The sequence below is a fragment of the Pseudoalteromonas sp. ABV4_021 genome (assembly GCF_056159365.1).
In genome coordinates, this window is record NZ_JBSWVB010000002.1 from 333,614 (window position 1) to 352,163 (window position 18,550).

At 39.9% G+C, this 18,550-nt stretch carries 16 protein-coding genes; 7 read left to right on the forward strand and 9 right to left on the reverse strand.

Annotated elements, in window-relative coordinates; all coding sequences use genetic code 11:
* Positions 1-47: 47 nt before the first annotated feature.
* Together bfr (ACXAFE_RS15860) and bfr (ACXAFE_RS15865) are read right to left on the reverse strand one after the other, a co-directional pair.
* Positions 48-530 carry a bacterioferritin gene (gene bfr, locus ACXAFE_RS15860; RefSeq protein WP_475154553.1) on the reverse strand — a complete coding sequence of 161 codons (483 nt, stop codon included), beginning with the start codon at positions 528-530 and terminating at the stop codon, positions 48-50.
* 3 nt (positions 531-533) lie between these two features.
* Positions 534-1,004 (reverse strand): bacterioferritin, encoded by a 471-nt coding sequence (bfr, locus tag ACXAFE_RS15865; RefSeq protein ID WP_054979786.1) that lies wholly within the window; start codon positions 1,002-1,004, stop codon positions 534-536.
* A 232-nt stretch (positions 1,005-1,236) separates the two neighbouring features.
* Here bfr (ACXAFE_RS15865) and ACXAFE_RS15870 point away from each other — a divergent pair, with 232 nt between their 5' ends.
* Complete coding sequence (locus ACXAFE_RS15870; RefSeq protein WP_475154557.1) at positions 1,237-1,476, forward strand: hypothetical protein; 240 nt, start codon at positions 1,237-1,239, stop codon at positions 1,474-1,476.
* Positions 1,477-1,534: 58 nt separating this feature from the next.
* On the opposite strand, the gene ACXAFE_RS15875 is transcribed toward ACXAFE_RS15870, so the two are convergent.
* Together ACXAFE_RS15875 and ACXAFE_RS15880 are read right to left on the reverse strand one after the other, a co-directional pair.
* Positions 1,535-2,224: a diguanylate cyclase domain-containing protein gene (locus ACXAFE_RS15875; RefSeq protein WP_475154564.1), complete on the reverse strand. Its 690-nt coding sequence runs from the start codon at positions 2,222-2,224 to the stop codon at positions 1,535-1,537.
* 74 nt (positions 2,225-2,298) lie between these two features.
* Positions 2,299-3,705 carry a protein adenylyltransferase SelO family protein gene (locus tag ACXAFE_RS15880; protein ID WP_475154571.1) on the reverse strand — a complete coding sequence of 469 codons (1,407 nt, stop codon included), beginning with the start codon at positions 3,703-3,705 and terminating at the stop codon, positions 2,299-2,301.
* Positions 3,706-3,753: 48 nt separating this feature from the next.
* On the opposite strand from ACXAFE_RS15880, the gene ACXAFE_RS15885 reads away from it, so the two are divergent.
* From ACXAFE_RS15885 to ACXAFE_RS15895, 3 genes are all read left to right on the forward strand, one after another.
* Positions 3,754-4,689: a hypothetical protein gene (locus ACXAFE_RS15885; RefSeq protein ID WP_475154575.1), complete on the forward strand. Its 936-nt coding sequence runs from the start codon at positions 3,754-3,756 to the stop codon at positions 4,687-4,689.
* Positions 4,690-4,691: 2 nt separating this feature from the next.
* A complete protein-coding gene (locus ACXAFE_RS15890) occupies positions 4,692-5,864 on the forward strand; it encodes a cation:proton antiporter domain-containing protein (RefSeq protein WP_475154578.1) in 1,173 nt (390 codons plus the stop codon).
* Positions 5,865-5,989: 125 nt separating this feature from the next.
* A complete protein-coding gene (locus ACXAFE_RS15895) occupies positions 5,990-8,266 on the forward strand; it encodes a S8 family serine peptidase (protein WP_475154580.1) in 2,277 nt (758 codons plus the stop codon).
* Between the two features lie 63 nt (positions 8,267-8,329).
* Here the strand turns inward: ACXAFE_RS15895 and ACXAFE_RS15900 are convergent, their stop codons facing one another.
* From ACXAFE_RS15900 to ACXAFE_RS15910, 3 genes are all read right to left on the reverse strand, one after another.
* Positions 8,330-8,839: a hypothetical protein gene (locus ACXAFE_RS15900; RefSeq protein ID WP_475154583.1), complete on the reverse strand. Its 510-nt coding sequence runs from the start codon at positions 8,837-8,839 to the stop codon at positions 8,330-8,332.
* Between the two features lie 174 nt (positions 8,840-9,013).
* The gene (locus ACXAFE_RS15905) at positions 9,014-9,397 is read right to left on the reverse strand and encodes a YacL family protein (protein WP_475154585.1); all 384 of its coding nucleotides are present in this window, start codon (positions 9,395-9,397) and stop codon (positions 9,014-9,016) included.
* A gap of 180 nt (positions 9,398-9,577) precedes the next feature.
* Positions 9,578-10,018 (reverse strand): hypothetical protein, encoded by a 441-nt coding sequence (locus tag ACXAFE_RS15910; RefSeq protein ID WP_475154590.1) that lies wholly within the window; start codon positions 10,016-10,018, stop codon positions 9,578-9,580.
* Between the two features lie 167 nt (positions 10,019-10,185).
* Between ACXAFE_RS15910 and ACXAFE_RS15915 the strand changes: the two genes are divergently transcribed.
* The 3 genes from ACXAFE_RS15915 (at position 10,186) to ACXAFE_RS15925 (ending at position 16,540) form a co-directional block, all read left to right on the forward strand.
* Positions 10,186-12,186, forward strand: a complete 2,001-nt coding sequence (locus ACXAFE_RS15915; protein WP_475157752.1) for a S9 family peptidase — start codon at positions 10,186-10,188, stop codon at positions 12,184-12,186.
* Between the two features lie 238 nt (positions 12,187-12,424).
* Positions 12,425-13,528 carry a branched-chain amino acid aminotransferase gene (locus ACXAFE_RS15920; protein WP_475154593.1) on the forward strand — a complete coding sequence of 368 codons (1,104 nt, stop codon included), beginning with the start codon at positions 12,425-12,427 and terminating at the stop codon, positions 13,526-13,528.
* A gap of 246 nt (positions 13,529-13,774) precedes the next feature.
* Positions 13,775-16,540 carry a methyl-accepting chemotaxis protein gene (locus ACXAFE_RS15925; RefSeq protein ID WP_475154597.1) on the forward strand — a complete coding sequence of 922 codons (2,766 nt, stop codon included), beginning with the start codon at positions 13,775-13,777 and terminating at the stop codon, positions 16,538-16,540.
* A gap of 82 nt (positions 16,541-16,622) precedes the next feature.
* Here ACXAFE_RS15925 and ACXAFE_RS15930 read toward each other — a convergent pair whose 3' ends face one another.
* Together ACXAFE_RS15930 and ACXAFE_RS15935 are read right to left on the reverse strand one after the other, a co-directional pair.
* Complete coding sequence (locus ACXAFE_RS15930) at positions 16,623-18,002, reverse strand: class II fumarate hydratase (RefSeq protein WP_475154600.1); 1,380 nt, start codon at positions 18,000-18,002, stop codon at positions 16,623-16,625.
* 3 nt (positions 18,003-18,005) lie between these two features.
* Positions 18,006-18,380 carry a hypothetical protein gene (locus ACXAFE_RS15935; RefSeq protein ID WP_105172951.1) on the reverse strand — a complete coding sequence of 125 codons (375 nt, stop codon included), beginning with the start codon at positions 18,378-18,380 and terminating at the stop codon, positions 18,006-18,008.
* Positions 18,381-18,550: the final 170 nt, after the last annotated feature.

Here is an 18,550-nt window from a genome sequence, read left to right on the forward strand (position 1 = left end):
AAGACTATAAAACCGCGCGAAAATAAAAAAGGCCATAAAGGCCTTTTTTAAGGGGTATCGCTTTTCATTTGCGACTGAATATAATTTGGTAATCCAATCAGTTTAATTAAGTTCAGATGCTGCTCTAACCAATAGATATGATCCATTTCGGTATCATCAAGTAAGGTTTCGAGTATTTCGCGTGTTACATAGTCTTTTTCGTCTTCACATACTTTAATGATTTCGATAAGACTTTGCTGAACCGTGTGCTCTGCTGCTAAATCATTTTCGAGCATTTCTTGCACATTGCTGCCGACGTTAATTGGTTTACGTGACGCTGTATCCGGTGATCCTTCTAAAAATAGAATACGCTCAATCAATTTGTTGGCATGCTCTAGCTCTTCTTCATATTCGTGAGCTAATTGCTTGTGTAGCTTTTCAATGCCTAAATCTTCATAAATTTTACCGTGCGCCAAATACTGATCCATTGACGTTAATTCAAGTGTAAGCTGGCGGTTAAGTAAATCAATAATCTTCTGATTGCCTTTCATCACTTACTCCTCAATTTGGCTTTGTAGGTAATTTTCTATACCGATGTTACCGATCAGTGAAAGCTGTGTTTCTAACCAGTCAATATAGTCTTCTTCATACTCTAGAATATCTTCGAGTAGTTCTCGGCTGACATAATCTTGTTTGTCTTCACACAATGCGATTGCTTGTTTTAACAAAGGAACTTGGTCCATTTGCATAGCAAGATCACATTCAAGCATTTCAGTGGCGTTTTCGCCTATACGCAAACGCTCTAAATGCTGAAGGTTTGGTAAACCTTCTAAGAATAAAATGCGTTCAATTAAATCATCCGCTTGTTTCATGTCTTTAATTGATTTTTTATAGGCCTTTTCATTTAATTCCTCTAGGCCCCAATTTTTAAACATACGTGCGTGTAAAAAAAACTGATTAATTGACGTTAATTCGTGTGTAAGCACTTGATTTAACGTTACCAGTACGTCTTTATTTCCTTTCATTACGATTACTCTACGCGATACTAGATGTACTAACTCTAGCGCATATAAAATGAGAAACAAGGGTTCTAAAAGACTGTTTTTATATTAAAAATTCAATAACCTAGCTAAAATGTTTAAGCAATTTTAAAGGCTATTGAAAATGATTGTTAATTGGTTTAGTAACCAAGTTTGAACTATGCAATTTTTAGCAATGTACTAAACTTGGAATATTGGGTGGTAAAGGTTGAGCGCTATGAAAATTGCATTTAATAAAGCCATTGCAGTTATATTATTGTTTGTTATCACAAGCACGCTTTTACTCAATATTCTTATGACAGAATACACTGGCTGGACTAAAAAATTGGCGTGTTACGACAAATGTGAAACACTCGGGTTTGAGTCATGTGTGCTAAAAACGAGTAAAAGCGATGCACATCAGCATCAATGCAACGGCATTAAAAACAACGATATTATTGTGTTGGTACTAAATTAACTTGAAGACTAACATGTATTGCTCATCAAAATTAGGTCAATAAAACCTAGTGATAAACTTAAATCAATTGGTCTTCAAGCTCAGTAAATAGGTTTTCCAATTCAGCTTTATTGTACACAGAGCTCGCTGCGCAGCTGAATTTTAACGGCTGTCCAAGTAATTTGTCTTTATTGATTGAAATTGCTTCAAAGCGTTTTTTAAGCGTTTCTACATCACCTTGTTCAAGCCCTGGGCATACACAAATAAACTGCCCTGCCTGCCAATAAGCAACAAGCTGTTCGCCAGTTAGCTCTTTCGAGATATGGTATAAAATTTCAATTAAAACATGTTCAATAACGGTCTGACCAAGTAACGAGCGAATATTTTCAAGTCCTTCGATATCTACTAATAACACCCCTACTGGGTATTCTTTTTTTTCGTGTACTTGATTTAATATGCGTTGCACAGCACGTCTGTTAGGCAAGTTTGTCATTGGGTCAATCATTGACAACTCTTCGGCATAAAGCGAAAACGCTTTAGTATCTTGCCAACGTCTGTAGGCGTAAGCTGAAAACCCTAACGACAACACACATAACGTAGGAATAACTTCTGCAATCCCCCTCACCCCAACTTCGTGGCTAATATGATGAAGCCAATCAATCACGTTGAACAACAAGAATAGAAAGTAACTTACAACAAATAACACAATCAGCGCAATTAAGTCCCAAAACATACGCTTTCTTATTTGTTGTTTTATTACGTCTATCATAACTGCTCTCGGCTCTACTTAACTGCTAGTTGGGTTTTCCTCAGAGTATAGCAGTGTGCAATGGGTTAACGTGCTTATGTGCCGCAAAACGTACGATAACTTGTATCAAAATGGTGGTTAGCGTGAAGTTCGTTAGCGCTTTGATTGTTTAATAATGCAAAATAATGCGAAATGATTTGAGGTGCCTGCTTGGGATTAGTTACACACTTATAAAGCAAGGTTTCAATGTCGCTGTTGGAAAAATATGCATTTTGTATAACATGACACATTCGTGGTATTAAGTCCAATTTTCGCTGTGATTGCCATAACTTAAACCATTCTGACTTAACAATATCGTAATCATCATGTATGTTTTTTTCGGACATTGCCAATTGACTAAACGCACCATTAAAATCTTTTTGTTCCTGTTCGAGATACTTCAATAATCCTTGCACAACTGGTTTCGATTGAGGTTCTTTAGGGTCAAGGGCGAGCTTTTCACACATTCGCTGGTGGAAAAAGTTTTCATATTTTTGTGGGAACAGATTCAATGCATTTGAAAGTAATGATATCGACTTGTCTTCATCTTGCGCAACGAGCCCAATGAGACTCTCGGCTAAGCGTGCAAGATTCCAGTGCATTATGCCTGGTTGGTTACGGTACGCGTAGCGCCCTTGCCTATCGATACTGCTAAACACCTGCTCAGGTTTGTACACTCCCATAAATGCACATGGTCCAAAATCAATACTCTCGGCACTTAATAAAATATTATCGGTATTCATAACCCCGTGAATAAAGCCATTGGCCATCCAACTTGCGACTAAATCAGCTAATCGATCACTTACAACATCAAACAATGCAAGGTATGGATTTTCATGGTCAATAAGTTCTGGGTAGAGTTGCTTTATCGCGAAATCGGCAAGTGATTTTAACACACCACTATCTTGATGCATCGCTGCGAATTGGAACGAGCCAATGCGTAAGTGACTTTTTGCAACTCGGCATACTACTGCGGCTTGCTCAAGATCATCGCGCATTATCTTATCGTCGCCTGCAACCACGTACAGACTGCGCGTTGTATCAATCCCCAGCTTGTGCAGATATTCACTTACGACATATTCTCGTAGCGCAGCTCTAAGTGTTGAACGACCATCTCCACCGCGCGAGTATCGCGTTCGCCCACTACCTTTAAGTTGCAAATCGTAATGTAACGTATTCTCTGCGCTCACTTGACCGAGCAAATGCGCACGACCATCACCAAGCTGAGGCGTTAAATTGCCAAATTGATGCCCCGCATAACCAAGTGCAACAGGATTGCACGAATCAATAAAATCATTACCCGCTAAAATAGCTGGATTTTGTGCATTAAAACTCGTAGGCAAATTCAAACTTGAAGCCAACTTATCGTTAAACACGATAGTTTTGGGTTGTTCAAGTGGTTCGGGTTTAATCGATTGAAATAACGCGTCAGGTAGTTCACTATAGTATTGAATTAAAGACATAAACGATCCCCAGAATAATTTAGCGCCAACATGGAAAAGACGTGTGTAATGATTAAACCGTTATTCGACACTTTTGCTCAACTGCCTTATCAAATCGATTACGCACAACATCATTTTAATGTTGGAAATTATACACATTTAAGTAGCTTAACGCAGGCGCAATTAGACGACTTAACGTTTTGTTTAAAGTACTTACAAAAAGTAGGTATAAAAAGTGAAAACAGTTTTAATCGTTTTCGCAATGAAATAGAAAAATTATTGCTATGGCTTTGGTTCAAGCATAATTGCGGCTTGGCGTCGATTAATAAAGAGTTATTAACCACATATACACTGTTTTGCCAATCCCCGGACGCCACTTGGTGTACATTACAGCATAATGCGCGCTTTAAACTACGTAATGGCGAGCGATATGTTAATGAAAACTGGCGCCCCTTTAAATCAGCGGTAATGAGTTATGAATCTCGCGCGTCTATGTTTACTGTGCTTAACCACTTCTGCGATGCCTTAACCCAAGCTGCCATTATTAAAGACAATCCGGTAAAAACGCTTCGAAAAAGCGACCCTATTTTAAATAAAAAAAATAAGCCAATCACACAATCAAAAGCGATAAACGAAACCATTTTACGCAATGTGTTTGTGCGCTACAAAAACGACATTCATAAAATGCGAAACTTATTCTTGCTTTACTTAGTTAAGAAAGCGCAATTGCCGCTGCAAGCATTTTCTCAACAAAACGCTGGTTTCGCTCCACTATTAGCCCACCTAGACCTTACCGAACAGGTACTTTATGTTTTCGATAATAATCAGTTAACCCCGCATCATTTGTGTGACATTGGGTTACAAATCGCAACATGTTACAAGCAGCTTCGCGGAAGTGCGCTTACGGCAGATGCCCCCTTATTTCACCGAGAAAGGGGCAATGGCAGTTATGAAGTCAGGCAGTTGCGACGTTTAATCACCGCCATAGAAAAAGAGATTAGCTAGTTATGGAAAATGAATACGCAATTTTCGTGGCAATTACGAGCTTAGTTATCGTCTATTCGCTTTTTGCCAAACGCATTGGGCAAGTAAGCATTACAGGCCCAATGTTTATGCTGTTTTTTGGCTTTTGTTTTGCGTATTTTTTTAGAGCACCTAACCACTTAGAATTTGATGTTTCCGCATTTCAAATTTATATCGAACTCACCTTGGCACTCATCTTATTTGGCGATGCGGCGAAAGCCAAAATATCGGTGTTAACGCACAGCTACGCCTATCCGCTTTTATTGTTACTTATAGCAATGCCGTTAACCTTTTTATTTGGCACCTATATCGGCACCATTTTATTTCCTGACGAGCCCTTTATCCATTTAGCTTTGTTAGCGATTATTTTAACACCAACAGACGCAGCGCTTAGCAGCAACTTTATCGACAATCAAAAAATTCCGGCGCAAACGCGCGAGGCTGTAAACGTTGAAAGCGGATTAAATGATGGTTTAGCGGTCCCGGTATTTTTATTGCTTTTATATTCCGCGAGCAATCAACAAACCATAAACCTGACAAATACATTTACGATTGCAGTCAAAGAAATTGGCGTTGCGGTTATCGTTGCTATTGTTATTTCAATACTCGTCTTTAAGCTTGTGATATTTTCTGAAAAATACCGACTTTACAACAAACAAAATGAAGTATTCATTTGTGTTGCTATCGCTATTTTAATCTTTTTAGTTGCACAACTATTTGGCGGTAGTGGTTTTTTTGCCGCCTTCACCGCAGGCTTACTGTTTGATTTTAAATTTAAAAAAGCATTTAAACCTCAGCGACTCAGTAACGCCCATGCCTTAGCTAACACCTGTGCACTCATAATCTGGTTTATTTTTGGTAACTTTGCTTTTAGTTATTTGGTTGATAGTGTATCACTACTAGTTTTACTTTATGCATTATGCGCGTTAACTATTATGCGCATCATTCCAGTGTTGTTGTCTCTGCTATTTACACAACTTAACCTTAAACAACGATTTTTACTCGCATGGTTTGGTCCTAGAGGTTTAGCTTCGGTTGTTTTTACATTGATTTTATTGCAGCAATTAGACGGAATCTCAGACCAATTAGTCGACATTGCCATTTTAACAATAATTTTAAGCGTCTTTTTTCATGGAATAAGTTCACGAGTCAAGTAATTAAAGGTTTTAAAAACAATATACATTAACAATTGTTTACACTAGCAAATGTTAAATAGTTGTAACTTTATGTAACTCACTGTTACATTCCAAGTTCCTATAACGACAACAACCTGGGAACTATTATGACAAACAAACCTCTTAAGCTTTGTTCACTGGCAGCGGTAGCGCTTGCAGTTAACACCGCAGTAGCGACTGAAGCTGAAGGCTTATTAACTCTTAACCTATCTGACCGTGCAGCCGTAAAATCGCCTTTACCAAAGCGCTATATCATTAAATATAAGAACAATTCAGCGTTTATGAATTTCGCAAACTCAACAAATGCTGAGTTCGCAACTACTGATCGTTTATCAAAAATGGGCGTAGATAACGCACTATTCAATGCATCTATTAACGCAAATATTGCGCGCCTATCAGATTCGCAATTAAAGCAATTACAAAACGACCCTAACGTAGAATACATTGAAGAAGACTTACCACGCCGCTTAATGGCGCAAACACAGCCTTACGGCATTGCAATGGTACAAGCTGATCAGGTTGATGATTCAGTAGCATCGGCTGCGAATAATGGTAAAAAAATCTGTGTAATCGACTCTGGTTTAGATCTTCCACATGAAGATATGGGTACTAATGGCGGTACCGTAACTGGCACAAACAACAGTGGTACAGGTAACTGGTATCAAGAAGGTGGTCCTCACGGTACACACGTAGCGGGTACGATTGCAGCCATTGACAATGGTGTTGGTGTACGCGGTGTAATTGGTTCAGATCCATCACTTCATATTATTAAAGTATTTAATGCAAGCGGTTGGGGTTACTCATCAGATCTTGTTGCGGCAATGAACGAATGTAAAAACGCAGGCAGCGACGTTATTAACATGAGTCTTGGTGGCTCAGGTTCTAGCACATCAGAGCGTAACGGTATTCAAGCAATTGCTGACGCTGGTTTATTATTAATTGCGGCTGCTGGTAACGACGGTAACCCATCAAATACCACTGATATTGAAAGCTTTCCTGCATCATATGATTCAGTAATGTCTGTAGCGGCGATTGACAGTGCTAAAGCTCTGGCTGATTTCTCACAAAAGAATAGCCAAGTTGAAATTGCAGCACCAGGTGTAGATGTGTACTCAACTTACCCAGAAGGTACAGGCCAAGTTGTTTCGTTATCGGTTGGCAACAATGCATACAGTGTTAACGCAATGGAAAACAGCGGCTCAGTTACTGCACCACTTTATGATTTTGCTACGGGTGAATCTACTGACTCTGGCGCAAACGGTAAAGTATGTCTAATTCAGCGCGGTAACATCTCATTCCACGACAAAGTTAAAAACTGTCAAGACAGCGGCGGCGTTGGCGCGGTAATCTATAACAATGCAGCAGGCAGCTTCGGCGGTACGTTAGGCGATACAAACCAAACATCAATTCCTGCTGTAACAGCAACCGACACTGATGGTGCAACAATGTTGTCTCAAACTGGTCTATCAGCAACAATTGATATTGGTACTGGTAACTACGGCATGATGAGCGGTACGTCTATGGCATCACCACATGTAGCGGGTGTAGCAGCGTTAGTATGGAGCCACCATCCAAGTTGTAGCGCAGACGATATTCGTAGCGCATTAAATACAACAGCAGAAGATTTAGGCGCAGCAGGGCGTGACGTTAAATTCGGTCACGGTTTAGTACAAGCGAAAGACGCTATCGACTATTTACAAGCAAATGGTTGTTCAGGCGATACGACACCACCTACCCCAGGTGAAAATGTCCTTGTTAACGGTCAGACTGTATCTGGTATTAGTGCAAATACTAATGAAGAGATTCTGTACACATTTGAAGTACCAGCAGGTGCTACTGATGTTACAGTATCAATGAGCGGTGGTTCTGGTGATGCTGATTTATACACACAATTTAATGCAGCGCCTACAGACAGCAATTATGAGTGTCGTCCATACCAGTCAGGTAATAACGAAACGTGTAATCTAACGCAATCTGGCGGTACTTATTATGTACGCTTAAAAGCTTACAGTAGCTTTGCCAATGTAAGTCTTACTGCAAGCTACACCGAAAGTGACGACGGTGGTACAGGTGAACTTACGCCAATTAACGATTCGGTAAACGACGTATCAGTTTCACGTCGCAGCTGGCAGCGTTATACAATTGACCTAGCAGCTGGTTACACTGATTTTAATGTAACTATGTCTGGCGGTACCGGTGATGCAGACTTATATGTAACGTATGGTGCTCAATCAACAACAAGCAGCTATGATTGTCGCCCATATGAAAGTGGTAACAATGAATCTTGCTCATTCAGCACACCACAGGCAGGTACTTGGTACATTGATGTATACGGTTATCGCGCAGCGAGTGGTATTACACTAAACGTGCAAGCTAACCCATAAGCACCACAAAAATCTTAATCATTTGAAAGCAAGGAAAGTGGCTAGCCACTTTCCTTGCTTGTGTTAATAAACCTCTTGCGGGCCGTCAACCGCTACACATTTTTCGTTTTTACACATGCCTTTTGGTTCAAATAGGTGCTGACAAATCCCCATTGCCCCCTCTAACGCATGTTTACTTTTTTCTAAGCGAATAAGTTCAGCAGTAAGTGCTTCAATTTCATCTTTATTACTGGTTTTAGATGATAAAACTGCATAACCACTTGCGCCACCACATGGATTAACACCGGTTGACACGACATAACATTGCGCACTTGTGTCACAACTTACGTCCGATTGCGCAAGCTCAATACGTTCTTTAAAACCGTCTAGCGTTTTGCTATCCATTTTTGCAATGCTAACTTCTTTATCCAAATTTTTAAGCTTGTCTGAGGTCTCTACTTTTTTAACGCTTTGCTGTGCTTGAGGCTTTAACTCTTGTTTTAATTCTTGTTTTACGTCGTTATTGCTATTAACTTCGTTGTCACCACACGCAGTTAACATAAAAAGCGCCGACAGCGCGATTAGTTTTTTCATTGGAGCTACTCCTAGTATTTAACCTCAAATATAAATTACACATTTGCTTATAACTCTCACTTAAGCAGACCTCAGTCTTTAACTCAGTAGCAAATCACTCGCTAGAACTATTCAGTATCTTTATCTTTTCAAGACGTTGATACGTCGCAATGTGCTGTCTTACAATCAGGTTATTTAAACACGATTATCCTTAAGAAAAAGATACCAGTCTTGTAACAAAGACACAAAATCATCTAAGCCGCATTCACTTAGATCATTTGTTGTATCAACCGATAGCATTTCTTGGTCAAACCGCTCTTGTTCAAAATCGCTAACGCCATGTTGGTTCACACGTACAGCCACTTCTCCATCGACAATCGACATCACCATCTCTTTACCACGGAACTCTACATCATGGGTAAATGCGCTTGTTTTTTGGTTTACTCGAACGAGCAAATCGTTCACCGCGCTACTACTAATACCTGTTTCGTCGACAAGCCAACGGGCGATATTTGCTTGTTCATCGCTAATCAATAGTCGAAATCCATCGATCGGATCTTTGATAAACTGATATTCCACTATTTAAACTCTCATAACTACTATGCTGCTAATTGTACTCGTTTGTTGTCACAACAACGACATCGATTTCGTGTTATTACGAAATAAACATCAGCCTTTGCAAAACCATTACCTAAACTGCACACCATTGCGTCGATTACAGTGAGTCATTAATTAGTATGATGTGTTCTTATTGATTATTTAAATAAAATAGAAATAACTAATTGCAAAGCCCAAGGTCATAATACCGTGCGGTAACATCACATGAGGCCAAAACAAGCTTCTGTAAAACAACGTTCTACCTTGCTTATTATATTCACGACTCCAAGATGCATTTATTTGTAAGCAATCAATCTCAGTAATTGTACCGTTTAAATACCCTTCTATCTCTGCAATGCGTTGATAATTAGCGCTTTGAAATGTTTTCCAGTACCCTTCAATTAGCCAAAACAATAATGCCGCCATCGCTGCATACAACAGCACATTGTACGTTTTGCTAAATGCCCCCGAGCTTAAAACAGCCATTGCCAATGACACGCTCCACGCCTTAATGGTTAGCGACTTAGCATCAAAGCTTTCTACACGGGCTTGTAAATGAAAGTATTCCTTTTCTAAAAAAACGATTTTTTGTTCTTCTGTCACTTTGTACTCCTTTTAAAAACAAGACTCATCTTGCGGTTAGCACGGTTGTTTGTCTACTAAATTGTTCCATTCGTCCTGATTTCGCTGTTAAAGCCAATTAACTAAGATAAGGTGCTACAAACTAAAGTAATAAAAGGCATTTTATGTTTACTCCAACCAAAGCAATTATGCTAATTGGTGCGTTAACCGCGCATGCAGCACCCAGTTTTGCAAACACATTTCAAGCAAATGACGTATTTCAGCTAGAATATGCAAATTCACTTAGCGTATCACCCAATGGCAAACACATTGTGTATGTTAGAAATAGCAACAACATCATGCGTGACGCCACAGATAAGCACTTATGGTTGGTAAATACTGAAACAGGTGATCAAACACCGCTTTTTTCTGATGATAAACAATACAGTTCGCCTATTTGGTCACCAAGTGGCGATAAAATTGCATTTATTAGTAACCTCTCAGGAAACAAACAAATACACGTCCACTACCTTAAACAAAACCGCACAGCAAAAATTAGTAATGTGCAAAGTGGCGTTACTAACCTAACCTGGTCCCCCGATGGAAAATGGCTCGCTTTTAGCCAAAAAGTGACAGAAAAACCTAGCGTCATCGCAAAAATACCTACTGCACCCAAAGGAGCTAAATGGTCAAAGCCTGCCATTATCATAGATAAAGCCTATTATCAAGCTGACGGCAGTGGCTTAGTAAAGCCCGGATATAATCAGCTGTTTGTTATTCCTTCAGAAGGAGGTACACCGCGCCAAGTCACTTCTGGCAATTATCATCACAAAGGCCGTTTAGCGTGGCGCCAAGATAGCCAAGCTATTGTGTTTTCGGCGAATCGTATAACTGACTGGGAATATAAAACGTTGGAAGGCGACTTGTTTCAAGTAGATGTGAACAACTTAAAGCTAACCCAGCTAACAAACGCGCCAGGACGCGAGTTCAGCCCACAATTTTCAAAAAATGGTAACAAGCTCGTTTATCTACAAAGCTCTAATGCACTGAATCCGTATCGCAATAACATCTTGAATGTAATGGATTGGCAAACGAAGCAATCAAGCCAAATTAAGCCAGACTTTGACCGCTCAGTTAACCAGCCAAGTTGGATTGGTAAAAACACCATCGCATTTAGCTATGATGATTTTGGTAAACGTAAAGTTGCCACTATAACTACAAAAGGCAAGTTAAAAGACTTAACTGATACGTTGTCGGGAACCACATTAGGTCGCCCATATATCAGTGGTGAGTTTAGTGCAAATTACCAAGGTGATATTGCATTTACGCACGGCACTGCAACAAAACCTGCCGATGTAGCGATAGTTTCAACAAAAGGTAAAGTTACACAACTCACGGCGCTTAATAACGACTTACTAAACCATAAAACACTAGGTCAAGTTCACGAGATTAACTACAAGTCGTCTTTTGATGGGGAGCAAATTCAAGGTTGGTATATCACTCCACCTAATTTTGACCCCAACAAAAAATATCCAATGATTTTAGAAATTCATGGTGGTCCGCATTTAGCCTATGGCCCGCATTTTTCGGCAGAGCTACAGCGTTTCGCGGCCGAAGGCTATGTTGTGTTTTATGATAATCATCGCGGCAGCAGCTCTTACGGTGAGCGCTTTGCGATGCTTTTAAAGTACAAGTACTCGTCAAAAGAAGACTTTGCCGATCACAATTCAGGCGTTGATGCGATGATAGCGAAAGGCTTTGTTAATCCTGACCAAGTTTATATTGCAGGTGGTTCTGCAGGGGGTATTGCAACAGCCTACGCCATTGGCTTAACCGACCGCTTTAAGGCTGCGGTTGTCGTAAAACCTGTTATTAACTGGCTAAGTAAAGTGTTAACCGCCGACAGTGGCCTTCGCCAAATTCCAACGCAATTCCCGGGTATGCCTTGGGATAACGTAGAACACTATTGGCAGCGTTCGCCGCTCTCGCTTGTTGGTAATGTAACAACACCGACTATGCTGATCACAGGTGAAAAAGATTTACGTACGCCGATGGCAGAAACTGAGCAATATTATCAAGCGCTTAAACTACGAAAAATAGATAGCGTATTGGTAAAAATCCCAGGTGCTTACCACGGTATTGCAAGTAAACCGTCACGCATGATTAGTAAAATTGAACATACGCTCGCGTGGTTTGAAAAATATAAATAATTTAAAAGTAGTAATTGGCGAACAACAATCAGGTTACCCTGCCTTAACGCCAGATAGACATTGACCGTTTTCCCAACCATTTTAAGCCAGTTTCGACTGGCTTTTTTTATGCCCGAATTTTCGCGCCACACTATTTGATAAATTTATTTACGTTTTAATTTTAAATTGATTAATTTTACCTTGATTATTTAATCGCACAGCTTCACTATGCAGTCATCACCAACAAAATTACATAATAATGAATATCGACTATCAACTACTGTCACCAGAACTAAGACGTACAGCGCCGCTTGAACAATGCCATAACCTCGGATTCGGACAACAAAGAACCGACCATATTTTCTTAATGGACTATAAAGATGGCCAATGGATAGCGCCGCGCATAGTTCCTTATCAAGCACTGCAGTTAGCACCAGGCGCAATGGCATTACATTATGGCCAATCGGTTTTTGAAGGAGCAAAAGCGTTTTTACACCAAGACAATGAGATTTATACCTTTCGACTCGACAAAAATTGCCAACGTTTGAATGTATCTGCCAGTATTTTATCGATGCCTAGTGTACCCGAAGATATGCAAATGTTGGCAATACACGCGCTGCTTGATGTAGAGCGATTATGGATGCCACGTGCAAATGGCGCATCGATGTATATTCGCCCATTTTTATTCGCTACTGAAGATAACCTATCGGTTAGAGCCAGTAACAGCTATACCTACGCGGTTATGTTAAGTCCAAGCGGTTCTTATTATCCAAAAGGAATGACAACCTCGCTCAAGCTACTTATTTCAAACACTTATCACCGAGCGGTGTCAGGTGGTACTGGAGCTGCTAAAGCGGCAGGTAACTATGCCGCGTCATTACGTGCGCAAAAGCAAGCTGCAAGTTTCTCAGCCGACCAAGTATTGTACCTTGACGCAAGCAACACGTATCTTGAAGAAGTTGGCGCAATGAACCACTTTCATATTACTAAAAGTGGCCACTTAGTCATTCCAGAATTTACCGACACCATCTTAAAATCAATTACTTCTGAATCTATTTTGGCGTTGGAAGAGCGTTTATCTAAAGATCTTGGCTTAAAACCGATACAACAAAAAATAGCGCTTACAGATTTCTTAAACGATATAAAATCAGGTGAGATAATTGAAGCTGGCGGCTTTGGTACTGCTGCAGTCACTGCATCCGTAGGCCAATACATATTAGAAAATGGCGAGCATTATACGGTTGGAAACGGTGAGATTGGCAAGCACACTTTAGCACTCCACCAATTTTACAGTGATATGCAGCAAGGTCGTATTAAGGCCCCAAGCGGTTGGTTACAAAAAGTAGCAACAAACGCATTATAACCCGTTAACTATGGCTTAACTCGGTTTTTCCACTTCTCAGTTGAGCCTTATAATTTCCGTTATGTTTCCCTCTTCTCCTTGAAGCCTCTGAATTAACACTCATTTTTTGCCGATTTTCGATTCTTTGACTAGAGTAGTTATACCAATTGTTTTAATTTTGTCGATGGGCTTAAACATTACTCAACAGCATAATTAACAAAATTGGGGTTAGACTTATGTTTCTTTTGTCACACTCAGGGACGAAATATGAAAAGTATCAAAGCCAAGTTAATGACAAGTGTATTGATAGGCCTTTTTTCAATTCTTATCGCAGCACTTATCTCAGTATTTATTTTACGCTCGCTCGCTAAAGACTTTGACAATGTTATTAACCAAGAACTGGATTCACGTGAGCAAGTAAATAAGGTTTTGAGTAATTTCAAAATCCAAGTGCAAGAGTGGAAAAATATCTTGATCCGCGGTCACGATGCAACACAGTATGAAAAATATTTGCAGAAATTTAAAGATAAAGAAACGGAAATCCAAAACGACTTAGCATCTCTTAATACTAATGATTATTTACCAACCAAGTTACGAAACCAAATATCTGAACTTCAAGCACAGCATAAAGAACTGGGTAAGCAATATCGTGAGGGCTTGGTGCAATTTGAAAACGCCGGATTTAATACACAAGCTGGCGATAAAGCAGTTAAAGGTATAGATCGCCCTGTAGTCGCCGCCCTTAACGCGCTTAGTGAAGAGATTAATCAAATTGCGCTACGCCAAACTTCTCGTTTAACAAAGCAAAAAGACAGCTTAATTAATTACACCTTATTCGGCCTTTCAGTAATTACGCTATTAACCATAGCTTTATTGCTTAGATACATACGAATTTTAATCACAAAACCTATAAATCACGCAGCAAAAGTCGCTAACGAAATCGCAAACGGTAATTTGGAGAACCGAATAGTTGGACATAACCGTGATGAAATTGGTTTATTGTTAAATGCATTGTCGCGCATGCAACAAAATTTAAACGAGGCAAATACGAACTTAACAAACCAAATGGAACACCAAAAAGAGATCGCAAAAGTGAATGGGCGCATTAAACAAGCACTTGATAACGTTGCCGCGCCCGTTATGATGTCTGACAGCTCGCACAAGGTTATTTATTGTAATAACCAATGTCAGTCACTGCTAAACAATCACCAGTCCAATATTCAAACTACCCAGCCACACTTTACCAGTTCAGCTTTGATAGACCATGCCGATAGTCTGTTATTTGATAACCAGCCAGAATTTGATGTATTGAAAAATGCTATTTCGACACAAGTTGAATGTGAATTAACATACCAAGATAGCGTTATATTTGTAATTGCAGGACCAGTTAAAGATAACTCCGGTAACGTAATAGGCATTGTTTATGAACTTAATGATTTATCAGAACAACGCCGTGCAGAACAGCAAGTTGCAACAATTATACAAGCGGCAGTAGAAGGCAAACTGGCAACACGAATTGATGCAAGTGAATTTGGCGGTTTTATGTTGACACTTGCAAACGGCATTAACCAAATGCTCGACGCCATCGTAAAGCCCGTTAAACAAACGCAAGAATATTTAAATTTAATTGGCAATGGACAGATCCCAAATAGCATATCAGGCGACTACAAAGGTGATTTTCTACTAATTAAAGAAAGCTTAGAGCAATCCACCAGCGCGATTGCAAAACTGATTAATGACACTAACGCCATTGTACAAAGCGCTGTTATTGGCGAATTATCAAAACGGGCAGACGCCGATAGTCACAACGGTGATTATAAAAAGATTATTGAGGGCATTAACGCGACACTTGATGCCATCGTTACGCCAATAAACAATACCTCTTTATATTTAGACCAAATAGCTAAGGGTGATATACCAAACACCATTAGTAACGATTATAAGGGCGACTTTTTACAAGTTAAGCGCAGTCTCGAAACCTGTTGTAATGCCATTGAGGGGTTAATATCAGATACTAACTTATTAGTTGATGCTGCATCGAGTGGGCAATTATCAACTCGCGCCGACAGCAATAAGCACAGTGGCGATTTTGCAAAAATAGTTATTGGCTTTAACGACACCTTAGATGCAATTACCCACCCATTAAATGAATGCCAAGATGTAATGCAAGCGCTGGCTGATGGTAATTTATCTAAAACTGTTCATGGTCATTATCAAGGGGAGTTTGACACATTAAAACAAGCGGTTAATCGTAGCGTTGAAAACTTATCGCTATTGGTAAAGCAAATTTCCGATACCGCCTCTAACATCACTGATTCTGCTGATGATATAAAACACGGCATCAACGATTTAAGCAGCCGAACCGAATCGCAAGCCGCATCAATTGAAGAAACAACCGCATCAATGCACGAAATCACTGAAACTGTTAAGCGAAACTCTGAAAATGCGCAAGTTGCAAATCAACTCGCGACACAAGCAGATGAACAAGCGCAAGAAGGCGGGCGATTAGTTGGAAATACAGTCGATGCAATGAAAGAAATAAGCACAAGCTCAAGTGAAATATCGAACATAATTGAGGTAATTAATGAAATTGCATTTCAAACTAATTTGCTTGCGTTAAATGCAGCTGTAGAAGCGGCAAGAGCTGGTGAAAAAGGTAAAGGGTTTGCGGTTGTCGCGGCGGAAGTTCGCTCTTTAGCACAGCGAAGCGCCGATGCATCAAAAAATATTGCTGATTTACTCAATGATAGCGCAACAAAAGTGGAACACGGTATGGCGCTGGTAACACAATCGGGTGATACGCTTGCATCTATCGTATCTAACATTCAAGAATTATCGGCGAATATGGCTAAAATAGCCGATGACAGTGCGGAGCAAGCCAACGGAATAAATCAAATCAATACCGCCATTAAGCAAATGGATGGCATTATTCAACAAAATAATGGGCTAGTAGAGCGTGCAAATGCATCCAGTAATAATATGGCCGAACGAGCAAACGAGTTACAGCACTTGATGACACGCTTCTCTCATTAACTTTGATCTTATCGCCGCAACAAAAAAGCCCGTTTTTTTTACGGGCTTTTGCTATTTAAAAATGAACTCGGGCGTTTATCGTTTACGCGATACCGCCTTGTGTTAACTTTTCAGGGTTGAGTAAATTTTCAAGCTCTTGTTGTGTGAGTTCTGTTTCCTCTAGCGCAACATCAATGATTGGGCGATTTTCTTTGTAGGCTTTTTTCGCAATGTCTGCCGCCTTTAAATAACCAATTACCGGATTTAGTGCTGTGACTAAAATCGGGTTCTTGTTGAGTGATTTATTAATGTTTTCTTGTTTAACCACAAAAGTCGTAATTGCTTTATCCGCAAGGTGGTAACACGTGTTGGTCAGAAGATTAATACTTTCTAATACGTTATGGGCAATCACAGGCAACATCACATTGAGCTCAAAATTGCCTGACTGACCCGCAACCGTAATTGTCGCGTCGTTACCAATGACCTGTGCGCCCACCATTGCAGCTGCCTCAGGAATAACTGGGTTTACTTTACCCGGCATAATAGACGAACCCGGTTGTAGTGCTTGTAACTCAATTTCACCCAAACCTGATAGTGGGCCTGAGTTCATCCAACGTAAATCGTTTGCAATTTTGACAATGGCAACTGCCAGTGTTTTTAACTGACCTGACAAAGCAACAATGGCATCTTGCGAACCAATATTATAGAAAAAGTTTTCACTTGGTTTAAAGCTAATACCAACTGTTGCACTCAGGTTACTCGCAAATTTATCGGCAAATTGTGGGTCCGCATTTATACCCGTACCAACCGCCGTACCACCTTGTGCAAGCGGCTTCACCTGTTCAAGCGATGTGTTAATACCCGCAATAGCATTTTCAATTTGGCTTTTCCAGCTATCAAGGGTTTGTGCAAACGTGATTGGCATCGCGTCCATTAAATGAGTACGGCCTGTTTTACAAATATGCCCTACTTCTTTCGATTTTTGAGTTAACGCATTAATTAAGTGGTTTGCCGCTGGCAGTAAATGGTAGTACACACCAATACAACAACTCACCTGAATACTGGTTGGAATAACGTCGTTAGAACTTTGTCCCATATTCACGTGGTCGTTAGGGCTTACGTTTTCATCAAGGGAATTCGAAGCAAATGTGGCAAGTACCTCGTTCATATTCATATTTGAACTGGTACCCGAGCCTGTTTGAAATACATCGACTGGGAATTGGTTGTCATATTCCCCTGTCAGTACTTTTTCACATGCATCAACAATGGCTTCACTGATATGTGGCTGTAAGTGACCGAGTTCTTGGTTTGTTTTAGCTGCCGCAGACTTTACGTATGCTAATGCCTGAATAAACCATACAGGCATGGTTAAGTCACTAATTGCAAAATTATCGACTGCACGTTGCGTTTGAGCTTGATACAAGGCATTGGCTGGTACCTTTAATTCGCCCATGCTGTCTTTTTCAATTCGGTACTGTGTCATAGTTCACCTTTTACACGCTAAAAATTCATTACTTAAAATGCGTAACTCTCGTTCCAACTTATAATATGCCTCTAACTTACCATGATATGTACGATAAAACCGTTTGAGTGCAAACAACGGTTGATATGTAAAATCGAGACAGATGCGTTGCACCACACTACCAACAAGTGGGTCGCATACTTTACCCAGTAAATCAAAGAATAAACGCCTTAAAAAGAGCTCTTGTAGCAAAGATTGTTGGCGCTCACCATAGAAATTTGCAAGTACTAAACCGGTCGAAACCAATTCATCCACTGTTTGATATGCACATGCAGATGAACATTTGCTTAGTTTAGTTAAAAGCACTGAATAGTGGCTATGAGTGTCGCTCGCATTCATTTGTAAATGATTGTTATTATCAATTAATAGCGAGATTAATATAGATGCACACCAAATGCAAATGATTATCAATTAAAAAGAATTATCAACGCAAACATCTCTTTGCTGATTGTTTCTAACGCCACAAGATGACATTTGTCATATGCAATTGCTGACAATCGTCTCTAACC

Excerpts from the sequence above, each read along its gene's own strand:
- bfr (WP_475154553.1), bottom strand. The coding sequence starts at position 530 with ATGAAAGGCAATCAGAAGATTATTGATTTACTTAACCGCCAGCTTACA.
- bfr (WP_054979786.1), bottom strand. The coding sequence starts at position 1,004 with ATGAAAGGAAATAAAGACGTACTGGTAACGTTAAATCAAGTGCTTACA.
- ACXAFE_RS15870 (WP_475154557.1), top strand. The coding sequence starts at position 1,237 with ATGAAAATTGCATTTAATAAAGCCATTGCAGTTATATTATTGTTTGTT.
- ACXAFE_RS15875 (WP_475154564.1), bottom strand. The coding sequence starts at position 2,224 with ATGATAGACGTAATAAAACAACAAATAAGAAAGCGTATGTTTTGGGAC.
- ACXAFE_RS15880 (WP_475154571.1), bottom strand. The coding sequence starts at position 3,705 with ATGTCTTTAATTCAATACTATAGTGAACTACCTGACGCGTTATTTCAA.
- ACXAFE_RS15885 (WP_475154575.1), top strand. The coding sequence starts at position 3,754 with ATGATTAAACCGTTATTCGACACTTTTGCTCAACTGCCTTATCAAATC.
- ACXAFE_RS15890 (WP_475154578.1), top strand. The coding sequence starts at position 4,692 with ATGGAAAATGAATACGCAATTTTCGTGGCAATTACGAGCTTAGTTATC.
- ACXAFE_RS15895 (WP_475154580.1), top strand. The coding sequence starts at position 5,990 with ATGACAAACAAACCTCTTAAGCTTTGTTCACTGGCAGCGGTAGCGCTT.
- ACXAFE_RS15900 (WP_475154583.1), bottom strand. The coding sequence starts at position 8,839 with ATGAAAAAACTAATCGCGCTGTCGGCGCTTTTTATGTTAACTGCGTGT.
- ACXAFE_RS15915 (WP_475157752.1), top strand. The coding sequence starts at position 10,186 with ATGCTAATTGGTGCGTTAACCGCGCATGCAGCACCCAGTTTTGCAAAC.
- ACXAFE_RS15920 (WP_475154593.1), top strand. The coding sequence starts at position 12,425 with ATGAATATCGACTATCAACTACTGTCACCAGAACTAAGACGTACAGCG.
- ACXAFE_RS15925 (WP_475154597.1), top strand. The coding sequence starts at position 13,775 with ATGAAAAGTATCAAAGCCAAGTTAATGACAAGTGTATTGATAGGCCTT.
- ACXAFE_RS15930 (WP_475154600.1), bottom strand. The coding sequence starts at position 18,002 with ATGACACAGTACCGAATTGAAAAAGACAGCATGGGCGAATTAAAGGTA.
- ACXAFE_RS15935 (WP_105172951.1), bottom strand. The coding sequence starts at position 18,380 with ATGAATGCGAGCGACACTCATAGCCACTATTCAGTGCTTTTAACTAAA.